This is a genomic window from Microbacterium sp. NPDC006705 (genome assembly GCF_044903545.1).
Taxonomy (GTDB): Bacteria; Actinomycetota; Actinomycetes; order Actinomycetales; family Microbacteriaceae; genus Microbacterium; species Microbacterium plantarum.
Genome location: NZ_JBJDQQ010000001.1, coordinates 102,235 through 122,696, shown reverse-complemented (window position 1 = coordinate 122,696; position 20,462 = coordinate 102,235). Strand labels below are relative to the sequence as shown.

Sequence of the window (20,462 nt, the reverse complement as noted above, 5' to 3'; positions counted from 1 at the left end):
GCGTCCGACCGTCGGGGGCGGTCTCAGAGCGTCCGCTCAGAACTGCACGCGCGGCGGCTCCGCGATCGCCGCGCCGTTCTGAACCTCGAAGAACTCTCGTTCGGAGAACCCGAGGCTGCGCGCGAAGAGGTTGTTGGGGAACACCTTGATCTTCGTGTTCATTTCTCGCACGCCGCCGTTGTAGAAGCGACGCGACGCCTGGATCTTGTCCTCGGTGTCGACGATCGCCTGCTGCAGCTGCAGGAAGTTCTGGCTCGCCTGGAGCTGTGGATACGCCTCGGCGACCGCGAACAGCGACTTCAACGCCTGCTGGACGTGCCCCTCGGCTACTCCCGCCTCGGCCGGCCCGTTCGCAGAAAGGATCTCGGCACGAGCACGGGTGACGTTCTCGAAGACCGCCTTCTCGTGTGCGGCATAGCCGCGCACCGTGTCGATGAGGTTCGGGAGAAGGTCCGCGCGCCGCTTCAGTTGCACGGTGATGTCGCTCCAGGCCTCGTCGACGCGGACGTTCAACGCCACGAGCGAGTTGTAGGTCGCCCACAGGTAGATGCCGATCACGGCAAGCAGTGCGACGATGACGATGACCGGGATCAGCCACTCCATTGCATGTCCCCCTTCTCCGCGACCAGTCTAACCAGGGCGTATCCGGCCGAACCGGCCACGCACGCGAACTCGCAGGTCTTACCCACCCGGGGCGAGCCGGGACAGGAGCACGGCGAGTTGAGACCGTTCGCTCTCGGTGAGCGGCGCGAGCACCGCACGCTCGCTCTCCAGATGGTCCGGGAGGACGCGGTCGACCACCCGGAGCCCCTTCGGGGTCAGGCGCACGATCTTCCCCCGTCCGTCCGCGGGGTCAGGATGGCGGCTGACGTAGCCCAGGCCCTCGAGCCGGTTCAGCCGCTGGGCGACGGCGCTCGAGGTGATCATGGCATCCGCCGCGAGCTCAGCGGGCGTCAGCTCATAGGGCTTCCCCTGCCGGGTGAGCGTCGCAAGCACATCGAAGGTCGCCGCGTCGATACCGTGACGCACGAACGTGGCCGCGAGGCGCGCATCGACGGCGGCCGCCGCCCGCCCGAGCCGCCCGATGACCGCCATCGGGGTCACGTCGAGGCCGGGCCTCTCACGCGCCCACTGTTCCAGAATCCGGTCGACGCGGTCCATGTCCTCGATCCTACTGGCTAAGCACTGAGCTATAGTCACTAAGTGCTTAGCAATCGGACCGCATTCGTTCCCCTGACCGCCATCGCGCCCCTGGTCTGGGGAACCACGTACCTGACCACGACGACGTTCCTTCCGCCGGGGCATCCGCTGCTCATCGCGACCGTGCGCGCGCTGCCGGCCGGGCTGATCCTGCTTCTCGTGGCCCGACGTCTGCCCACCGGGTCGTGGTGGTGGCGCGCCTGGATCCTCGGCGCCCTCAACTTCACGGTCTTCTTCGGGTGCCTCTTCGTCGCCGCCGACCGGCTACCCGGCGGCGTGGCAGCCGTCGTCGGCGGGATCCAGCCGCTCATCGTCGCAATGCTCGGCTGGTGGATCCTCTCCGAGCGGCTGACCGTGCTGACGTCGATCGCCGGAGTCGCCGGTGTCATCGGCGTCGGGATGATCGTCGCGCCCGGAGGCGCCGACCTCGACCCGATCGGTATCGCCGCGGCGCTCGGCGGCGCAGTCTCGATGGCCGTCGGCACAGTCCTGACGAAGCGCTGGGGCGCGGGGCAGCCGCCGCTCACGATCACAGCGTGGCAGCTCGTCACGGGCGGGATCCTGCTCGCGGTGCTCACGGCGTTCCTCGAGCCGCTGCCGGACGCGCTTCCCACCGCGCCCGAACTCGGGGCCTACGCGTACCTCACGCTCATCGGCACGGCGCTCGCCTACCTGCTGTGGTTCCGCGGCGTGCGGGCGCTGCCGACGCGCCTTCCGGCGTTCCTGGGGCTGTTGAGCCCCGTCGTGGCGGTCCTGCTCGGGCTGCTCGTCGCCGGCGAGACGCTGAGCGCCCTCCAAACCGCCGGCCTCGTCACGGTGCTCGCGTCGGTGACCGCCGCCGTCGCACAGCGGGGCCCGAAGATCCCCGACGTACCCCCGGTGGGACTCGAACCCACACTGAAGCGATTTTAAGTCGCCTGCCTCTGCCATTGGGCTACGGGGGCCCGGTCCCACGTTACCGGCCCCCGGGTGGCCGCTCGGGCCCAGGGGTGACCCTTCACCTGGCAGCACACGCCCACTCGCACCCCACGAAGCGGCGCAACCTGCCAACTGAGCGCACTGCGCAGAAACGACGAGGCCCCCGTCACCGTGCGGTGCGGGGGGCCTCGTCGTGACGGGCGAAATCAGTTCGCGTCGACCTTGTTGTCCTTCTCGGCGGGAGCGACCGCTGCGGCGCCCTCGTCCTTCGCGACGCTCTTCGGGTCGATCGGCGGCTGCGGGTTCTCCGCGGCCGGCTGAGCGGGACGCGGACGCGCGGCGAACTCCTCGAACGCGGCGCGCGGGGTGAGCGTGCCCTGGAGCGCGACGTTGTCGCGGCCGAGCCAGAAGTTCATCCACCAGTCGCCGACGACGCGCCACTTGCGCTCCCAAGACGGCATCGCGAGGCCGTGGTAGCCGCGGTGCGCGACCCAGGCGAAGAAGCCCTTGATCGCGATCTTGCCGGACTGGAAGACACCGTTGCCGAGGCCGAGACCGGCGACTGCGCCGAGGTTCTTGTGGAAGTACTCGCGAGGCGTCTCACCGCGGAGAACCGCGACGAGGTTCTTCGCGAGCAGCTTTGCCTGGCGTACGGCGTGCTGCGCGTTGGGCACGCAGTACCCGCCCACGCCGCCGCCGGTGAGGTCGGGAACGGCCGAGATGTCACCGGCAGCCCAGGCGCCCTCGACGATCTCCTCGGGCGTCCCGACGCGCAGGTCGGCGCGCGTGCGGATGCGGCCGCGCTCCTCGACGGGCAGGTCGCTGCCGCGGACGACCGTCGGGTTCGCCATGACGCCGGCGGTCCAGATGATGACGTCGGTGGGAATGACCTCACCCGTCGACAGCGCGACGTTGCCGCCCTCGGCGCCCTGCACCTGCGTGTCGAGGTGCACGTTGGCACCCTTCTTCGCGAGGTCCTTGAGGACCCACTGGCTGGTCTCGAGGGAGACCTCGGGCATGATGCGGCCCATCGCCTCGATGAGGTGGAAGTGCGTGTCCTCGAAACGGAGCTGGGGGTAGCTCTTGAGGAGCGACGACGCCATCGCGCGCAGCTCGGCGAACACCTCGATGCCCGCGAAGCCGCCGCCGACCACGACGACGGTCAGCAGGCGGTCGCGCTCGGGACCGGCCGGCAGGTTCGCCGCGCGGTCGAAGTTCGTGAGGATGCGGTCGCGGATGGCCATGGCCTCTTCGACCGTCTTCAGGCCGATCGCGTTGTCCGCAATGCCCGGGATCGGGAACGTGCGCGAGACAGCACCCGCGGTCACGACGATCTGGTCGTAACGGTGCTCCCACGGCTCGCCCTGAGCGGGGGTGATCGTGGCGACCTTGTTCGCGTGGTCGATCTTGGTGACCTTCGCGTTGACGACGTTCGTGCGCTTGAGATGACGACGGAGGCCGACGACGACGTGGCGGCCTTCGATCTCACCGGCCGCGACCTCGGGGAGGAACGGCTGGTAGGTCATGTACGGCAGCGGGTCGACGATGGTGACCTCGGCCTCACCCTTGCGGAGGTGCTTCTCGAGCTTCCACGCAGTGTAGAAGCCGGCGTAGCCGCCACCGACGACGAGGATCTGGGGCACAGATGTGGACACGTTCGGAAGAACTCCTTGATCGGGGGCTCGGCTAGCGCGACGCGCGGGCCGATCGGATGCGCCGGACAGCAGCAGTGACGCCGAGCGCCACCAGTATAGCGGCGATGGTCACACCCACGAGCGGGACGGTCCCGTACAGGAGCGTGTTCAGGCTCGGCAGCAGCGGCGAACCAGCCTCGGACGGCGGATCCGCGGCCGGGAGCTCCGGAAGCGCGACCGGCGATGTCGAGGGTTGCGGCGCCGGCGCTTGCTCTGCCCGACGGTAGATGCGCACCCACTCGGCGAGATCACCCATCGGGTTCTCCGAAACCGCCGGAACGGCGGTGTTCACCGCGGCAGCGGCATCCAACAGTCCGTAGCCGTAGAGCGGGTCGGGCTTCGCCGAGACGCCGGGCACCGCGCGCGCGGTCTTGATGATGCGGTTGATGACGTTGTTCGCGTCGAGCCCGGGGTGCGCCGAGCGCACCAGGGCCGCGACGCCCGCGACGATGGGGGCTGCGCCACTCGTGCCGTCCCATACGACGATGCGTCCGTCGGCGGAAACCCCGAGCAGCCCCTCGCTCGGCGCGGAGATGCCGATCGTGATGCCCTGCGTCGAGGCCTCCTGGCTCGCGAGCCCGCCTCGGTCGACGCCGCCCACCGTGAGCACACCCGGAATCGTCGCCGGCGCTCCGACGCGGTCGGTTCCGGTCCCCCGGTTGCCCGCGGCCACGACGACCACGACGTCGTGGTCGTAGGCGTACTGGAAGGCCGTGTCCCACGACGGGTCCCATTCGAGCAGGTTCGTCGTGAACGAGAGGTTGATGACGTCGGCCCCGTGGTCCACAGCCCACGTCATGGCATCGGCGACCTGCGTGGCGAACGGGATGTCGGAGCTGCCGCCGAAGCCGATCGAGAGCGACAGCAGCTTCGCCTCGGGAGCCACGCCGATCATCCCGGTGTCCGGGCCGGTGCCGCGGGATGCCGCGAGCGAGGCGACCCAGCTGCCGTGGTCGCGGTCGTCGCCTCCCACAGGAGTGCGGCCGTCGGCGCTGCCCGAGCCCGAGAAGTCCGCTCCGGCGGTGACCGCCCCCTCGAACTCGGCCGGTCCGCGTCCGATGCCGGTGTCGATGACCGCGATCGTCGTACCTGCACCGCGCGTGGTCTGCCACGCCGTGCGGATGCCGTAGTCGTCGAGCCAGTACTCCGCCTGACGCGCGGGGTCTGTCGGAGGCACCACCGCACCGGCCGTCGTCGTGGTGACGACGAGCACGCCGACGACGGCCGCGCGCAGAAGCCGCCCGACGCGCCGCGTCACGCGGCCACCCGGGGGTTCGCGCACGTGCACCGCTCGGGCGACCAGGTGGATCGCTCCAGCGCGAGGTCGCCGATGGGGTTGACCCCCGGCCCCGCCGCGAGGGCGTGGGCCGCGACGGCGTGCAGGCACTTGACGCGCGTCGGCATGCCCCCGGCGGAGATCCCCGCGATCTCTTCGACCTCACCGTACGCGGCGCGGTCGGCGAGGTACTTCTCGTGGGCGCTCCGATAGGCCGCGGCGATGTCGGAGTCGTCGGCCAGCAGGTCGGAGAGCTCGCGCATGACGTGGGTCGCCTCGAGGGCCGACATCGCGGCGGTGGCACCGGGGTGGGTCAGGTAGTAGAACGTCGGGAACGGCGTGCCGTCGGGCAGCCGCGGCTCGGTCGACACGACCGTCGGGTTGCCGCACACGCAACGCGCCGCGATCCCGACCACGCCGCGCATCGGGCGTCCCAGCTGCTCGCGCATGACCTCGAGGTCGGCGTCGGTCGCGGGCGTCAGAGCGGGAGCAGTCACTCTGACAGGCTACCGTCCGCCGCTGGCCGACTCCTGGGGCGGCACGGCAGCGGTGCTCAGGGGCCGGTGGCTGCCGTTCGAGCGGATCCGCTGGTCACGACCGAGCGCACGAACTGCGACATCCAGTCGGTGCGGGTGCGTTCGACGTCGCTCGAGACAGCGGCCGGATCATCGGGCAGGGCGGATGCCGGCAGATCGTCGTCGATGAGGTAGACGACCTCGCCGGGACGGACGTAGTACAGGCGCTCGCGCGCCTGCGTCATGATGAAGGCCGGATCACGCCACTGCTCGCGCTCCGCGGAGAGGGCGTCGACCTCTTCCTGGCTGACACGGACCGATTCCTCCAGCGCTGCGATCTGAGCGCGCTGATCGAGGTAGGTGCTGACCGAGGGGACGAGCACGCACGCGGCCAGCACGACGAGCCCGAGCATGATGAAGGCGAAGCCCGACACGCGGATGCCGCCCATCCACTCGCGGACGTCCACCCGCCGCCGGGAACGAGGAGAGGGAGCCGTCGTCTTGACCACGGCTCCCCCTCTCGTCACGTTTCAGCGCAGATCAGCCCTGGAATCGCGGGAACGCAGCGCGGCCGATGAACTCCGCGGCGTCACCCAGCTCCTCCTCGATGCGCAGAAGCTGATTGTACTTCGCCACACGCTCCGATCGCGCGGGCGCGCCGCTCTTGATCTGACCGGCGTTGACCGCCACCGACAGGTCGGCGATGGTCGTGTCCTCGGTCTCACCCGAACGGTGCGAGAGCATCGTCGTGTAGCCCGCACGGTGAGCGACCGCGATCGCGTCGAGCGTCTCGGACAGCGTGCCGATCTGGTTGACCTTCACCAGCAGCGAGTTGGCGGCCTGGCGGCGGATGCCGTCGGCCAGGCGCGCCGGGTTGGTGACGAAGAGGTCGTCGCCGACCAGCTGCACCTTGTCGCCGAGCTTCTCGGTGAGGGCGGTCCAGTTGTCCCAGTCGTCCTCGGCGAGGGCGTCCTCGATCGTGACGATCGGGAAGTCGTTGACGAGCTGCACGTAGTAGTCCGTCAGCTGCTCGGCGTTCCAGTCCTTGTTGTCGAGGCGGTAGACGCCGTCGTTGAAGAACTCGGTCGCCGCGACATCGAGGCCGAGGGCGATCTCGGAGCCGGGCTTGAAACCGGCCTTCTCGATCGCCTTGACGAGGAACTCGAGGCCCTCGCGGTTGCTGGGCAGGTCGGGCGCGAAGCCGCCCTCGTCGCCGAGACCGGTGGCGTAGCCGGCGGCCTTCAGCTCGCCCTTGAGGACGTGGTAGACCTCGGTACCCCAGCGCAGCGACTCGCTGAAGGTCTCGGCGCCGATCGGCGCGAGGAAGAACTCCTGCATGTCGATGCCGTTGTCGGCGTGCTCGCCGCCGTTGATGACGTTGAACAGCGGCACGGGTAGGACGTGCGCGTTCGGGCCACCGAGGTAGCGGAACAGCGGCAGGTCGGCCGAATCGGCGGCCGCCTTGGCCACGGCGAGCGAGACGCCGAGGATGGCGTTCGCGCCCGTGCGCGACTTGTTCTCGGTGCCGTCGGTCTCGATGAGGATCTCGTCGATGATGCGCTGCTCGCTCGCGTCGACGCCCTCGATGGCGGGGCCGAGCTCGTCGATGACGGCGGTGACGGCCTTGAGCACGCCCTTGCCGCCGTAGCGGCTCTTGTCGCCGTCGCGGAGCTCGTACGCCTCGAACGCGCCGGTGGATGCGCCGGAGGGGACGGCCGCGCGCTGGACGATGCCGTCGTCGAGGAGCACCTCCACTTCGACGGTCGGGTTGCCACGCGAATCCAGAATCTCGCGTGCGCCTACAGCCTCGATCAGTGCCACAGGGGTACTCCTTGCTTGTGGAGGGTGAGTCGTGGAGCGTCGTCGGTCCACTCTGAGTCTAGTGATGACCGGAGCCGCCGCCACCGGGTCTGCCGGGACTATGACGCGGGGTCGACTCGCAGCGCGATCGCGAGCCCGTCCCAGCCCTTGAGATCGAGCGTCTGCAGCGCGGTCGCCTCGAAGCGCGGATCACGGGCGAGCATCTCGAGTCCTCGGCGGGTGCCGGCCACCTGCTCGTCCTCCGTCGCCGGGTCGCTGACGCGGCCCGCACGCACGACGTTGTCGACGACGACGATCGCGCCGGGCCGGGTCAGCCGCGCGGCGTGATCGAGGTAGATCGTGTTGGATTCCTTGTCGGCGTCGATGAAGACCAGATCGAACTCCTCGTCGACGTCGGGGAGCACGTCCGCGCCGCGTCCGACGCGCACCTCGACGCGGTCGTCGACCCCGGCGCGCGCGATGCTCGCTCGGGCGACCTCCGCGTTCCGGGGCTCGGCCTCGATGGTCAGCAGCCGTCCGTCCGCCGGCAGGACGCGCGCCATCGCGATCGTCGAGAAGCCGCCGAGCGTGCCGATCTCGAGGACCCGGCGAACGCCACCGATCCGGATGAGCAGCTGCAGGAGCTTGGCACTGAGCGGTGAGACCTCGATGGCGGGAAGCCCGGCCTCGCGTTGATCGGTGAGGGCGGCATCCAGATCCGGATCGGGCGTCACGAGAGTCGCCGTCAGGTACGCGTCGGTACGCCGCCAGCTGTCGGGAGTGGGGTCGGTCGTCATGCTCTCAGCCAACCGCACGGCGTCCGCGCGCGCCAGCATCCGCTCCGCCATCACCTCGTCGAGGGCGGCGGCGACCGCCGGGAGCAGCGCGTCAGCGGTGCGCCGGTACCCGAGTGCGCTCGGGTGGAATCGGTCGAGGGAGAACATCTCGTCCGGATTGTCGACGAACACCGGTCCCACAGCGCGGCGGAGTGAGACGACCCGCGCGCCGGCTGCCCGCGCCGCGGTCTCCTGAGCCTCCGCGAGCGCCCGCGACGCCCGCGATGCGAAGCTCCGCAGCGGCTGCGGGACCGGTCGGAGGGCCCCGAGGTCCGGACAGGTGCCCACCACGACCGCACACCCCCGAGCGCGCAACGTCTCGACGGCGTCGGCGAGGCTGCGAGCCGCGTCAGCGGCGGGGATGCGGTGCGTGACGTCGTTGCCGCCGACCACGATCACCGCGACATCGGCTGCGGCATCGTCGCCGAGGGCTGCGATCTGGTCCGGCAGCGTCGATGACTCCGCGCCCACGACGGCGCCGGTCCGGAGCCGCACGGGGCGGCGCGCCCGCTTCGCCAGTCCGCGCGCGAGCCGTCCGCCGAGAGTGTCTTTCCGACGCTCGGCCCCGAGGCCCGCGGCGAGCGAGTCGCCGAGCATGACCAGACGCACCGGCTCGCCCGCATAGGAGCGGCGCCACAGCCGGTCGGCGTCGAGGGCGAGCTCACCCAGGGGCTTGCCGATTCGCTCTCGCGCGAGCGCGGCCTGCCGTGCCAGCACGACGCCCGAGGCCAGCGCGACGGCTCCAGCCGAGAGAACGGCGCCGCCGACGGCCGCGGCGATGCGCACGACAGGTGTGGTCATGACGCCAGCACAACACCGTCGAGTGAACGGGCGCGGAAGAGTGTCCGACGCTCGCGCGAACGACGTCGGGAGTCCCTCAGCCGATAGGGCGCGGTTCGACGCCCCTGACGTCCTCCCCCGCACGCAGCGTGACGAAGGCGGCATAGCCGTCGGCAGCGGCGCGCTCGAGCAGCGCCTTGAGGTTCTTCGGGCGCTGCTCGAGCCGCACCCGCGAACCGGTCGCCAGAAGGTGTGCCTTCGCGGCGAGGAGTTCGGGCAGCGGCACGTCACGATCGTGGACGAGCACGACGCCGGTGCGGTCATCGCCCGCCGACGAGCCCAGCAGGTCGACGAGCCGCTCGAACCCCAGCGAGAAGCCCACGGCCGGCACGTCCGAGCCGAGGAACCGGCCGATCATGCCGTCGTAGCGGCCGCCCCCGCCGAGCGAATACGACACCGAGGGGTGCGCCAGCTCGAAGATCGTGCCGGTGTAATAGCCCATGCCCCGCACGAGGAACGGGTCGAAGACGAGCGGCACCTCGGTCGACCCGCCCCGCGCCGACCGCACGGCCTCGCCGATGCCGACGAGGTGCGAGATCACGTGGTCGCCCACGCCCTCGGGAAGTCGCGAGCGGATGCCGTCGGCGTCGAAGGCCGCGGCATCCGACTGCGGGCGGCGAAGGAACGCCTCGAACGCGTCCGCGGCGGCCGGGGTCGCACCACGCTCGCGCAGCTCGGCTACGACGCCGTCCGTCCCGAGCTTGTCGAGCTTGTCGATCGTGATGAGCACTCCCGGGCGCTCGGACTCGGCGAACCCGAACGTCGCGAGCATCGCATCGAGCACGCGCCGGTCGTTGATGCGCACCGACGCACCGGTCAGCCCGAGCGCGTCGAGAGCGTCGAGGCTCGCCGTCATCAGCTCGGTCTCCGCTCGCGAGGTCGCGTCGCCGATGATGTCGATGTCGCACTGCACGAACTGCCGGTAGCGACCCTTCTGCGGCCTCTCGGCGCGCCACACCGGCGCGATCTGGATCGCGCGGAACACCGTGGGCAGCTCGGCACGGTGCGAGGCGTAGAAGCGGGCGAGCGGCACCGTCAGGTCGTAGCGCAGCCCCAGATCGGTGAGCGCGGCAGGGTCGTCCGCCGCGGCACGGATGCCGTCGGCGTCGAGTCCGCGCGCGAGCACGTTGTAAGCGAGCTTCTCGTTGTCGCCGCCGATTCCGGCGTGCAGACGTCCGTACTCCTCCATGACGGGTGTCTCGATCTCGTCGAAGCCGTGCGCTCGGTAGCGCTCGCGGACGACGGCGAGAACGCGCTCGCGGCGGGCTTTGTCGGCGGGAAGGAAGTCGCGCATGCCGCGCGGCGGGTTCACGGTGGGCACCGTCCTATCCTTCCAGGTCGGCGGCGGCGCCACTGGTGCCCTCGGCCTCGCGGATGTCGGCGCCCAGGGTGCGCAGTCGTTCGCGCAGGGCGCGCTCGGCATCCCAGCCCTGGGCGCGGCCGTGAGCGACGAGCGCGAGCAGCGCGTCACCGAGCCCGGCTTCGTCGGCGGGCGGTTCCGCGGGTGGCGCCGGTGCGGCCGACAGGACGGATTCCGACTTGGCGAGCATCTTCTGGGCCAGGGCGAGCGTCGGCATGTGGGCGGACACTCCGTCGAGCACACTCGTGCGCGCGCGCTTCTCGGCCGACTTCGCGGCGTTCCAGAGCACGAGCACCTGCTCGGGAGTCTCGGCCGTCGCGTCGCCGAAAACGTGGGGATGCCGCCGCACCATCTTCTCGGTCAGACCCCGGGCGACGTCGTCGATGTCGAACGGGTCGGATGCCGACCGCGACGCGATCTCAGCGTGGAAGAGCACCTGCCACAGAAGGTCGCCGAGCTCTTCGCGAAGGTCAGCCGCGGTGCCCGCTTCGACGGCATCCACCACCTCTGCCGACTCCTCGATCAGGTACGGGACGAGATCGCGATGAGAGATCTGCGCCGTCCACACGCATCGCTCGCGCACGGCGCGCATCGTCTCGGCGGCGTCACGCAGCGGATCGGACATCGGGCTCCTTCGTACGGGGCGGTCCCAGGCTAGCCCCGCCGTAACACAGCGGCGCCCGACGCCGCGTGTATGACGCCCGTGTCAAAGCGCGGTCGCGCGTGCCAGTACTTTGGAGGCATGCGCGAGCTGACCCGAACCGAGGCCATCGATCTCGTCGGCCGATACGAGGCCGAGCAAGAGATTCCCGAGGCGATGCGCGCCGATGTCCGGATGCTCGGCTCGATGCTGGGCCAGGTGCTGCGAGAGAGCGGCTCGCCCGGCCTCTTCGACGACGTCGAGCGCCTGCGAGGCGCCACGATCCAGGCGTACACCGACGACTCGCCCGAAGCGTTCGAGCGCGCGGCGGCGATCGCCGAGTCGTTCAGTGTCTCGCGTGCGGACGAAGTCGCGCGCGCCTTCACCGTGTACTTCCACCTCGTGAACCTCGCCGAGGAGCACCAGCGTGTCCGTCTGCTGCGCGAGCGCGCGGGCATCTCCGACCAGGACAGCGCGAGCGACTCCATCCCCGCCGCATACGCGCAGCTGTCGTCCGAGGTGGGCGAGGACGAAGCGGCGCGCCGGCTGCGCGAACTGCGCTTCCACCCCGTCTTCACGGCGCACCCCACGGAGGCACGTCGCCGCGCGGTCTCGCAGAGCATCCGGAGGCTCGTGACCCTGCTCGAGACGCTCGAGAACTCCGCTGCCGGTGGCGCCGAGCACCGACGGGCCCGCCGCCGCATGCTCGAGGAGATCGACACGCTCTGGCGCACGTCGCCGCTGCGCGCCGAGAAGCCGACGCCGACCGACGAGGTCCGCGCCGTCATGGCCGTGTTCGACGACACCCTCTACACGACGATCCCGCTGGTCTACCGTCGTCTCGACGACGCCCTGCAGGGCGAGGTCGCCGGCAGCCGTCCCCCGGTGGTGGCGCCGTTCGTGCGTCTGGGTACATGGGTCGGCGGCGACCGTGACGGGAACCCCTTCGTCACCGCGTCGGTCACGAAGAAGGCCGCCGGCATCGCCGCCGAGCACGTGCTCCTCGGCCTTGAGCGCAGCACCGAGCGCGTCGGCCGCGGATTGACCATGTCGGGAGACACGACGCCCCCGAGTCCCGCGCTGCGAGCACTGTGGGATCGCCTCGCCGCGTCCGACGACGAGGGCGCCGCCGACGCCGTGAAGCGCGCCCCCGGGGAGCACCACAAGCGCGTCATGATGCTGCTCGCACGCCGCATCCGCGCCACCCGTGCGCGCAACGCCGACCTCGCCTACAGCGACCCCGAGGAGTTCCTCGCCGACCTGCGTGTCGTGCAGAGCTCGCTCGACGAGGCCGGCGCCAAGCGCCAGGCCTTCGGCGCGCTCCAGCAGCTGATCTGGGCCGTCGAGACCTTCGGCTTCCACCTCGCGGAGCTCGAGGTCCGGCAGCACTCCGCCGTCCACGCCAAGGTTCTCGCCGAGTGCGAGGCGGGCGGCGAGCTGAGCGATCTCGCGAACGAGGTCCTGGAGGTCTTCCGCACCATCTCGCAGGTGCAGAAGCGCTTCGGCCCGCGGGCCGCGGGCCGCTACATCGTGTCGTTCACGCAGTCGGCGGACGACCTCGCGAACGTGCACGCCCTCGCGCGTCACGCCGTCGGTCCCGACGGGACCCCGCCGGTCCTCGACGTCATCCCGCTGTTCGAGACCTTCGCCGATCTGCAGGCAGCTCCCGGAATCCTCGCCGAGATCGTCGACCACCCGGCGTTCGCCGCGCGCCTCGAAGCCACCGGCCGGCGCCTGGAGGTCATGCTCGGCTACTCCGACTCGTCGAAGGACGTCGGACCGGTCGCAGCCAACCTCGCCCTCTACGAGGCGCAGGCACGCATCGCCGCATGGGCGCAGGAGCAGCGCATCGAGCTCACTCTGTTCCACGGCCGCGGCGGCGCTCTCGGCCGCGGCGGCGGGCCCGCCAACTCCGCCATCCTCGCCCAGCCCCCGCACTCGGTCGACGGTCGCTTCAAGCTCACCGAACAGGGCGAGGTCATCTTCGCCCGCTACGGCGACCCCGACATCGCCCTGCGCCACATCGATCAGGTGGCCGCCGCGATCCTGCTCGCTTCCGCGCCGTCGATCGAAGAGCGCAACAGCCGAGCCGCCGAGCGGTATGCCGACGTGGCGGCGACGATGGATGCCGCCTCGCGCCAGCGCTTCTTCTCCCTCGTGAAGGCACCCGGGTTCGCCCCGTGGTTCGCCGCCGTCACGCCGATGGAGGAGATCGGCCTCCTCGCCCTGGGCTCGCGCCCGGCGCGCCGCGGGTTGTCCGTCGAGTCGCTCGAAGACCTGCGCGCGATCCCGTGGGTCTTCGCCTGGACGCAGGCGCGTATCAACCTCGCGGGCTGGTTCGGGCTCGGAACCGCACTCGAGGCGGTCGGGGACGAAGCGCTGTTGCGTGAGGCGTACCAGCAGTGGCCCCTGCTGCGCACGGTCATCGACAACGTGGCGATGAGCCTCGCGAAGGCCGACCCGCGCATGGCTCGTCGGCACCTCGCGCTCGCCGACCGCGATGATCTCGCACAGCTCGTCGTCGACGAGATGCTGCTCACCCGCGACTGGGTCGTGCGCATCGCGGGAGGCGACGGTCTGCTCGCCAACAAGCCCGTGCTCCAGCGCGCCGTGAAGATGCGCAGCCCGTACGTCGACGCCCTCTCGCTCCTGCAGCTGCGGGCGCTGCGTGTGCTCCGCTCGACCGAGCAGGACGCACCCACCCCGCCCGAGTGGCAGCGCCTGCTGCTCATCACCGTCAACGGCGTCGCGGCGGGCCTCCAGAACACCGGGTGATCGTCATATGGCCGGGCGCGCACCGTCGTGCCCGCTAGCGTGGATCGGGTCCCGCCCGCTCGGCCAGAAAGCTCCACCATGACCGAACACCACGCTCCCCTGCCCTCCTCCGTTCAGCCGGTCTTCGACACCGTCCTCCAGCGCAATCCGCACGAGCCCGAGTTCCAGCAGGCCGTGCACGAGGTGCTCGAGGCGATCGCGCCGGTCGTGGAGGTCCAGCCCGAGCTCGCGCGCGACGGCGTCCTCGAACGTCTGGTCGAGCCCGAGCGACAGATCATGTTCCGCGTGCCGTGGCTCGACGACGCCGGCACCGTTCGCGTCAACCGCGGCTATCGCGTGCAGTTCTCCTCAGTGCTCGGACCGTACAAGGGCGGGCTGCGCTTCCACCCGACCGTGAACCTGTCGATCGTGAAGTTCCTCGGCTTCGAGCAGATCTTCAAGAACGCCCTCACCGGTCAGGGCATCGGTGGCGCCAAGGGCGGCAGCGACTTCGACCCGCACGGTCGCTCGGATGCCGAGATCATGCGCTTCTGCCAGTCGTTCATGAACGAGCTGTACCGCCACCTCGGCGAGCACACCGACGTCCCGGCCGGCGACATCGGCGTCGGTGCGCGCGAGATCGGGTACCTCTTCGGGCAGTACCGCAAGATCACCAACCGCCACGAGTCGGGCATGTTCACGGGCAAGGGCGTGCAGTGGGGCGGGGCCGAGGTCCGCACCGAGGCGACGGGCTACGGCGCGGTCTTCTTCGCGCAGGAGATGCTCGCCGTCGCGGGCGACTCGCTCGAGGGCAAGCGCGTCGCGGTGTCGGGTTCGGGCAACGTCGCGACGTACGCCATCGAGAAGGCGTACCAGCTCGGTGCGACCCCGATCACGGCATCCGACTCGTCGGGCACCATCGTCGACGAGGACGGGATCGACCTCGCCGTGCTCAAGCAGGTCAAGGAGATCGACCGCCGACGCATTTCGGCGTACCTGGATCACCGGCCCCGCGCGACGTTCATCGAAGGTGGCCGCCCGTGGCGCACCGCGGTCGACGTCGCCATCCCGTCCGCGACGCAGAACGAGCTCGACGGAGACGACGCCCGCGCGCTCGTCGACAGCGGCGTCCGGGTCGTCGTCGAGGGAGCCAACATGCCCTCGACCCCCGAGGCTGTCGACGCGTTCCGTGCGGCCGGAGTGCTCTTCGGCCCCGGCAAGGCGGCGAACGCGGGCGGTGTCGCGACATCCGCGCTGGAGATGAGCCAGAATGCGTCGCGCCAGCGGTGGGGCTTCGCCGACAGCGAGAACAAGCTCCGCGAGATCATGAAGAACGTCCATGACGCCGCATTCGCGGCCGCGGAGCGCTACGGCCACCCGGGCGACTACGTCGTCGGGGCGAATGCGGCCGGGTTCGAGCGCGTGGCACGCGCGATGCTCGCCCAGGGCGTCATCTGACGCTGCCGCGGGGCCGGGCGGGGTGCGAGCCGGGTTAGGCTTTCACCCCGTGCCTTCCGACCCCTCCTCCCCCATGGAGTCCGCTCTCACGCGCCCCGGAGCCCGCCCGGCGACCGTGTCGATGCTCACCTTGTCGACCTTCGTCATCGGGTCGATGGTGGGAGCGGGCGTGTTCTCGCTCCCCGCTGGTTTCGCGGCCGAGACCGGGGTCGCCGGGACGCTCATCGCGTGGGCGGTCGCGGGCGGGGGCATGCTCGCGCTCGCCTTCGCGTTCCAGCTTCTGGCCAATCGTCGGCCGGATCTCGACGCGGGTGTCTACAGCTACGCGCGAGCCGGTTTCGGGAGGTACCTCGGATACTTCTCGGCGTTCGGCTACTGGGCCAGCGCGTGCGCGGGCAACGTCTTCTACTGGGTGTTCATCACCTCCACCCTCGGAGCGGTGTTCCCGGCCCTCGGCGCAGGCGACACGGTGGCAGCCGTGGCCGTGTCCTCGGCGGGGCTCTGGCTGTTCTTCATCCTGATCCGCCGCGGAGTGCGATCGGCGGCCGCCGTCAACCGCGTCGTCAGCATCGCGAAGACGCTGCCGATCGTCGTGTTCGTCATCCTCTGCGCCACCGTCTTCGATCCCGCGGTGTTCGCCGCCAACTGGGCGGGCCCGTCGGGCGCTCCGCTGTGGGACCAGATCCGCGCCACGATGCTCGTCACCGTCTTCGTCTTCATCGGTCTCGAGGGCGCGAGCGTCAACTCGCGGCACGCCCGGTCGCGCCGCGACGTGGGCCGCGCGACCCTCCTCGGCTTCCTCAGCGTGCTTGCGGTGTTCGCGTCGGTGACCATCGTCTCGTTCGGCGTGCTGCCGCGGGAGGAGATCGCCGCTCTGCCCGAGCCGTCGCTGGGCGGAGTCCTGGAGACGATCGTCGGCCCGGCCGGTGCAGTCTTCATCGGCGCATCCCTCATCGTCGCCGTGCTCGGCGCGTACCTGTCGTGGACCCTGATGGCCGCGGAGGTCCTGCTGGAGGCGTCGCGGTCGGGCGATCTCCCGAGATTCCTCTCGCGGACCAATGCCGACGACACGCCGGTCGGTGCGCTCCTCCTGTCGACGACGCTGGTGCAGGTGCTGCTGGTCGTGGTCCTCTTCGCCGAGAACGCGTTCTCGGTGGCACTCGATCTGACGAGTGTCCTCGTGCTGATCCCGTTCGTCCTCTCGGCCGGGTACGCGCTCAAGCTCACCGTCACCGGCGAGACCTATCGCCCGGGCGATCGTGCGCGGATGCGCGACCTCGTCGTCGCCGTGATCGCGACGGCGTACACGACGTTCCTCCTGATCGCTGCCGGAGCGCACTACCTCCTGCTCTCGCTGCTGATCATCGTGCCGGGCACAGCACTCTTCGCCGCGGCGCGTCGGCGCGCCGGAGCCCGCGTCTTCACGCGCATCGAATGGGTGATCTTCGGCGCGTCGGTGCTCGGTGCCGTGTGCGCCGTCGTGCTGCTGGCGACCGGTCGCATCACCCTCTGACGCGCGCCCCCGACGAGGAGGCCGAGACGCGTCAGGACGTCGCGGCGGGCGTCGTCGGCGCGGCGACGGGGAAGAGCTGCTCGAGCAGCTGACCCGTCCAGGCGATGAGATCCGCATCGCCGAGCACGGTGCCGCCTGCCGTCGGCAGCGGGACCACGAGGGCTTCGCCGCCGGCGAGGAGCTTGGCCTTGGGGTACAGCCGCTGCAGTCGGATGCGCATCGACTCGGGCAGGCGCGCCGGCGCGACCCGCAGGTTCGGCCCCATCGCGACGACGTCGGTGAGCCCCGACTGGGCGGCCCGACGACGCAGACGAGCGACCGCGAACAGTCCCTCCACTTCGGCCGGCGGGCGGCCGTACCGGTCGGTCAGCTCCTCGACGACGAGATCGATCGCGTCATCCTTCGCGCTGACGGCTGCCGCAGCCGACAGCTTCTGATAGGCCTCGAGGCGCAGGCGCTCGCTGTCGATGTAGTCCTCGGGGATGCGCGCCGCCACGGGGAGCTCGAGCCGCAGCTCGGCCGGCCCGTCGACCTCCTCGCCCCGGAAGGTCGAGACGGCCTCGCCGATCATCCGCAGGTAGAGGTCGAATCCGACACCGGCGATGTGACCGGCTTGCTCGGCGCCCAGCAGGTTTCCCGCGCCACGCAGCTCGAGGTCTTTCAGCGCGACCTGCATGCCCGAGCCGAGGTCGTTGTTGACCGCGATCGTCTCGAGCCGGTCGGCGGCGGTCTCGCTCAGCGGCTTGTTCTCGTCGTACAGGAAGTACGCGTAAGCGCGCTCGCGCCCGCGCCCGACCCGGCCGCGCAGCTGGTGCAGCTGGCTCAGTCCGTACTTGTCGGCACGGTCGATGATGATGGTGTTGGCGTTCGAGATGTCGAGTCCGGTCTCGACGATCGTCGTCGAGACGAGGACGTCGGCACGCCGCTCCCAGAAATCGTCCACGACCTGCTCGAGCTGGTGCTCCCCCATCTGGCCGTGCGCGACGGCGATGCGCGCCTCGGGCACCAGCTCACCGAGCTGCGCCGCGACCCGCTGGATCGACTGCACGCGATTGTGCACGAAGAACACCTGGCCCTCGCGCAGCAGCTCACGTCGGATGGCCGCCGCGATCTGCTTGTCGCTGCGGGGTCCGACATAGGTCAGGATCGGATGCCGCTCCTCGGGCGGGGTCGCCAGGGTCGACATCTCGCGGATGCCGGTCACGGCCATCTCGAGCGTGCGTGGGATCGGCGTCGCGCTCATCGCGAGGATGTCGACGCCGGTCTTCAGCTTCTTCAGCGAGTCCTTGTGTTCGACGCCGAACCGCTGCTCCTCGTCGATGATGAGGAGCCCGAGATCCTTGAAGGCGACCTTCTCGGTCAGGATGCGGTGGGTGCCGATGACCATGTCGACGGTGCCGTCGGCGAGCCCGTCGACCGTCTCGCGGGCCTGCTTCGCGGTCTGGAACCGTGACAGGGGGCGCACCTTGACCGGGAATCCGGCGAAGCGCTCGGTGAACGTCTCGAGATGCTGCTTCGCGAGAAGCGTGGTCGGGACCAGCATCGCGACCTGCTTCCCCTCCTGGATCGCCTTGAACGCGGCGCGGACGGCGACCTCTGTCTTGCCGAACCCGACGTCGCCCGAGAGCAGGCGATCCATCGGGATCGGCTTCTCCATGTCGGCCTTGATCTCGTCGATCGTCTGCAGCTGGTCGGGCGTCTCCGCGAACGGGAACGCCTCTTCGAGCTCGCGCTGCCACGGGGTGTCGGGCCCGAACGCGTGACCCTTCGACGCCATGCGGGCCGAGTACAGCTTGACGAGCTCGACGGCGATGTCACGAACGGCCTTGCGCGCCTTGCCCTTCGCGGCCGCCCAGTCGCTGCCGCCCATCTTCGAGAGCACCGGCGCCTCACCACCGACATAGCGCGAGAGCTGGTCGAGCTGATCGGTCGGCACGAAGAGCTTGTCGCCGGGATAGCCGCGTTTGGCGGGCGCGTACTCGAGCACGAGGTACTCGCGCTGCGTCTTCACCGCGTTGCGTCCGCCACTCGATACCTCGCGCTGCACGAGCTCGACGAACTTTCCGATGCCGTGGGTCGAGTGGACGACGACGTCACCGGGCTTGAGCTGCAACGGATCGACGACGTTGCGCCGTCGTGTCGCGAGCTTCTTCACCACGCGGCCGTCACTGCCGATCGTGCGCCCGTAGAACTCGCTCTCGGTCAGGACGGCGAGCTTCGCCTCCGCCGACTCGAAGCCGCGCTCGAGCGACGCGACGACGCAGACCGCGACGGCCTCGTCGGCCAATTCGGCGACCCCATCGCTCGTGCGTGCGGCGATGCCGCGCTCGGCGAGCACGTCGCGGGCACGGTCGACGAGCCCGGGACCGGACGCGCACACCACGACGCGCCAGCCGCGCGAGAGGAGGTCACCGATATGAGCAGTGGCGCCGTCGACGTTGCCCTGGAAAGACGGCACCGCACTGCCGTCGATGCGCAGGTCGTCGCCCGTGTCGGTCAGCCCCTCGTCCGCGGCATCCGCTGCTCCCGAGTCGAACGCACTGAGCGTCCACCACACGCCGGAGCGTTCACGCATCGCCTCGCGCAGCGCGGGGAGCGTCAGGAAGTCGCCCGCGCCGAGATCGACCGGGCTGTCCGCCCCGGCGGTGGCCGCGCTCCACGCCGCCTCGAGGAACTCACGGTTCGTCTCGCCGAGCGTGCGCGCCCGAGTGCGCGAGCGCTCGGGATCGACCAGCGCGATCGCGGAGCCTCGGGGCAGGTAGTCGATGAGCGGCACGACCCCCTCCGCCAGCGCGGGCAGGAGCGACTCCATCCCCTCGACGGGGATGCCCTGCGACATCTTCTCGAGCATGCCGGTCAGGCTGGGGAACGTCGGCGCCATCGCCGCAGCGCGCTCGCGGACGGCCGGCGTCAGGAGCAGCTCGCGGGCCGGAAGCAGCTCGGCCTTCTCGACCTCGCCCGGGAGCGACCGCTGGTCGGCGATGGAGAACGCGCGGATCTGGTCGACCTCGTCACCGAAGAAGTCGATGCGCAGCGGGTGGTCGGCCGCGGCCGGAAAGACGTCGAGGATGCCGCCGCGCACGGCGAACTCGCCGCGGCGGGAGACCATGTCGACACGGTGATAGGCGAGTTCGACGAGACGGCGGACGACCTGCTCGAGGTCGCTCCCGCGCGTGCCCACCCTGAGCGAGATCGGCTCGGCGTCGGTCAGGCCCGCGGCAAGCGGCTGCAGAGCGGCGCGCACCGAGGCGGTGATGATCAACGGCGTGCCGCCATCATGGGCCGCTGCACGGCGGAGCACGGCGAGCCGACGCCCCACCGTCTCGGGGCTCGGGCTCAGACGTTCGTGCGGCAGGGTCTCCCAGGCAGGGAAGTGAACGATCTCGGTCTCGGGGACGAGACACTGCAGCGCAGCACCGAGCGTTTCGGCGCGACGACCGGTGGGCGCGACGGCGAGGACGACAGCGGGTCGGCCCTCGCTCCGGCGCTGCTCGAGCAGCGCGGCGAGGAGCGGGGCGTCGAGGCCGTCGGCCAGCGAGTAGTCGACGCTGCCGACCGCACCGGATGTCACCGCCTCCCGGAAGGAGTCAGCCTGCGAAAGGGCGCGCACGATCCCGGGAACTGTCACCACAGAAGCCTACCGCCGGCCGCCGACACG

15 protein-coding genes, 1 tRNA gene and 1 pseudogene are annotated in these 20,462 nt (G+C 70.5%); 4 read left to right on the top strand and 13 right to left on the bottom strand.

The genetic code is table 11. From position 1 onward, the window contains the following. Nucleotides 1-36: 36 nt before the first annotated feature. Nucleotides 37-603 (bottom strand): LemA family protein, encoded by a 567-nt coding sequence (locus ACI2K6_RS00505; protein WP_282501036.1) that lies wholly within the window; start codon nucleotides 601-603, stop codon nucleotides 37-39. A 78-nt stretch (nucleotides 604-681) separates the two neighbouring features. After that, a complete protein-coding gene (locus ACI2K6_RS00500) occupies nucleotides 682-1,161 on the bottom strand; it encodes a MarR family winged helix-turn-helix transcriptional regulator (RefSeq protein WP_274177990.1) in 480 nt (159 codons plus the stop codon). A gap of 42 nt (nucleotides 1,162-1,203) precedes the next feature. Here ACI2K6_RS00500 and ACI2K6_RS00495 point away from each other — a divergent pair, with 42 nt between their 5' ends. Next, nucleotides 1,204-2,112, top strand: a complete 909-nt coding sequence (locus ACI2K6_RS00495) for an EamA family transporter (protein WP_274178044.1) — start codon at nucleotides 1,204-1,206, stop codon at nucleotides 2,110-2,112. On the opposite strand, the gene ACI2K6_RS00490 is transcribed toward ACI2K6_RS00495, so the two are convergent. The 10 genes and pseudogenes from ACI2K6_RS00490 to ACI2K6_RS00445 all read right to left on the bottom strand — a co-directional run bounded on the left by ACI2K6_RS00490 (nucleotide 2,072) and on the right by ACI2K6_RS00445 (nucleotide 11,064). Further along, nucleotides 2,072-2,144, bottom strand: a tRNA-Leu gene (locus ACI2K6_RS00490). The two genes, ACI2K6_RS00495 and ACI2K6_RS00490, sit on opposite strands and share 41 nt — an antisense overlap. 180 nt (nucleotides 2,145-2,324) lie before the next feature. After that, nucleotides 2,325-3,761: an NAD(P)/FAD-dependent oxidoreductase gene (locus ACI2K6_RS00485; protein ID WP_112618016.1), complete on the bottom strand. Its 1,437-nt coding sequence runs from the start codon at nucleotides 3,759-3,761 to the stop codon at nucleotides 2,325-2,327. A gap of 43 nt (nucleotides 3,762-3,804) precedes the next feature. Next, the gene (locus ACI2K6_RS00480; protein WP_404567710.1) at nucleotides 3,805-5,070 is read right to left on the bottom strand and encodes a S8 family serine peptidase; all 1,266 of its coding nucleotides are present in this window, start codon (nucleotides 5,068-5,070) and stop codon (nucleotides 3,805-3,807) included. Then, nucleotides 5,067-5,537 (bottom strand): DUF501 domain-containing protein, encoded by a 471-nt coding sequence (locus tag ACI2K6_RS00475; RefSeq protein WP_274178046.1) that lies wholly within the window; start codon nucleotides 5,535-5,537, stop codon nucleotides 5,067-5,069. Before ACI2K6_RS00475 ends, ACI2K6_RS00480 begins: the two co-directional genes overlap by 4 nt. Nucleotides 5,538-5,641: 104 nt before the next feature. After that, entirely contained in the window at nucleotides 5,642-6,112 is a 471-nt protein-coding gene (locus tag ACI2K6_RS00470; protein WP_240309863.1) for a septum formation initiator family protein, read from the bottom strand. Nucleotides 6,113-6,143: 31 nt separating this feature from the next. Continuing rightward, entirely contained in the window at nucleotides 6,144-7,424 is a 1,281-nt protein-coding gene (eno, locus tag ACI2K6_RS00465; RefSeq protein WP_274177992.1) for a phosphopyruvate hydratase, read from the bottom strand. Nucleotides 7,425-7,522: 98 nt separating this feature from the next. Beyond that, the gene (locus ACI2K6_RS00460; RefSeq protein ID WP_112618045.1) at nucleotides 7,523-8,200 is read right to left on the bottom strand and encodes an O-methyltransferase; all 678 of its coding nucleotides are present in this window, start codon (nucleotides 8,198-8,200) and stop codon (nucleotides 7,523-7,525) included. Between the two features lie 96 nt (nucleotides 8,201-8,296). After that, nucleotides 8,297-8,836, bottom strand: a pseudogene (locus tag ACI2K6_RS00455) (SGNH/GDSL hydrolase family protein); the annotation flags it as partial. 280 nt (nucleotides 8,837-9,116) lie between these two features. Further along, entirely contained in the window at nucleotides 9,117-10,373 is a 1,257-nt protein-coding gene (locus ACI2K6_RS00450; RefSeq protein ID WP_404568560.1) for a histidine--tRNA ligase, read from the bottom strand. A 31-nt stretch (nucleotides 10,374-10,404) separates the two neighbouring features. Beyond that, nucleotides 10,405-11,064 carry a MazG family protein gene (locus ACI2K6_RS00445; RefSeq protein ID WP_114589577.1) on the bottom strand — a complete coding sequence of 220 codons (660 nt, stop codon included), beginning with the start codon at nucleotides 11,062-11,064 and terminating at the stop codon, nucleotides 10,405-10,407. 117 nt (nucleotides 11,065-11,181) lie between these two features. Here ACI2K6_RS00445 and ACI2K6_RS00440 point away from each other — a divergent pair, with 117 nt between their 5' ends. From ACI2K6_RS00440 to ACI2K6_RS00430, 3 genes are all read left to right on the top strand, one after another. After that, nucleotides 11,182-13,854, top strand: coding sequence for a phosphoenolpyruvate carboxylase (locus ACI2K6_RS00440; protein WP_404567707.1), 2,673 nt, complete (start codon nucleotides 11,182-11,184; stop codon nucleotides 13,852-13,854). A gap of 78 nt (nucleotides 13,855-13,932) precedes the next feature. Beyond that, the gene (gdhA, locus tag ACI2K6_RS00435) at nucleotides 13,933-15,291 is read left to right on the top strand and encodes an NADP-specific glutamate dehydrogenase (RefSeq protein WP_404567706.1); all 1,359 of its coding nucleotides are present in this window, start codon (nucleotides 13,933-13,935) and stop codon (nucleotides 15,289-15,291) included. A 73-nt stretch (nucleotides 15,292-15,364) separates the two neighbouring features. Beyond that, on the top strand, nucleotides 15,365-16,804 hold the full coding sequence (locus tag ACI2K6_RS00430) for a basic amino acid/polyamine antiporter (RefSeq protein WP_112618011.1): 1,440 nt from the start codon (nucleotides 15,365-15,367) through the stop codon (nucleotides 16,802-16,804). Between the two features lie 31 nt (nucleotides 16,805-16,835). Here ACI2K6_RS00430 and mfd read toward each other — a convergent pair whose 3' ends face one another. Further along, nucleotides 16,836-20,432, bottom strand: a complete 3,597-nt coding sequence (gene mfd / locus ACI2K6_RS00425) for a transcription-repair coupling factor (protein WP_404567705.1) — start codon at nucleotides 20,430-20,432, stop codon at nucleotides 16,836-16,838. Nucleotides 20,433-20,462 lie beyond the last annotated feature (30 nt).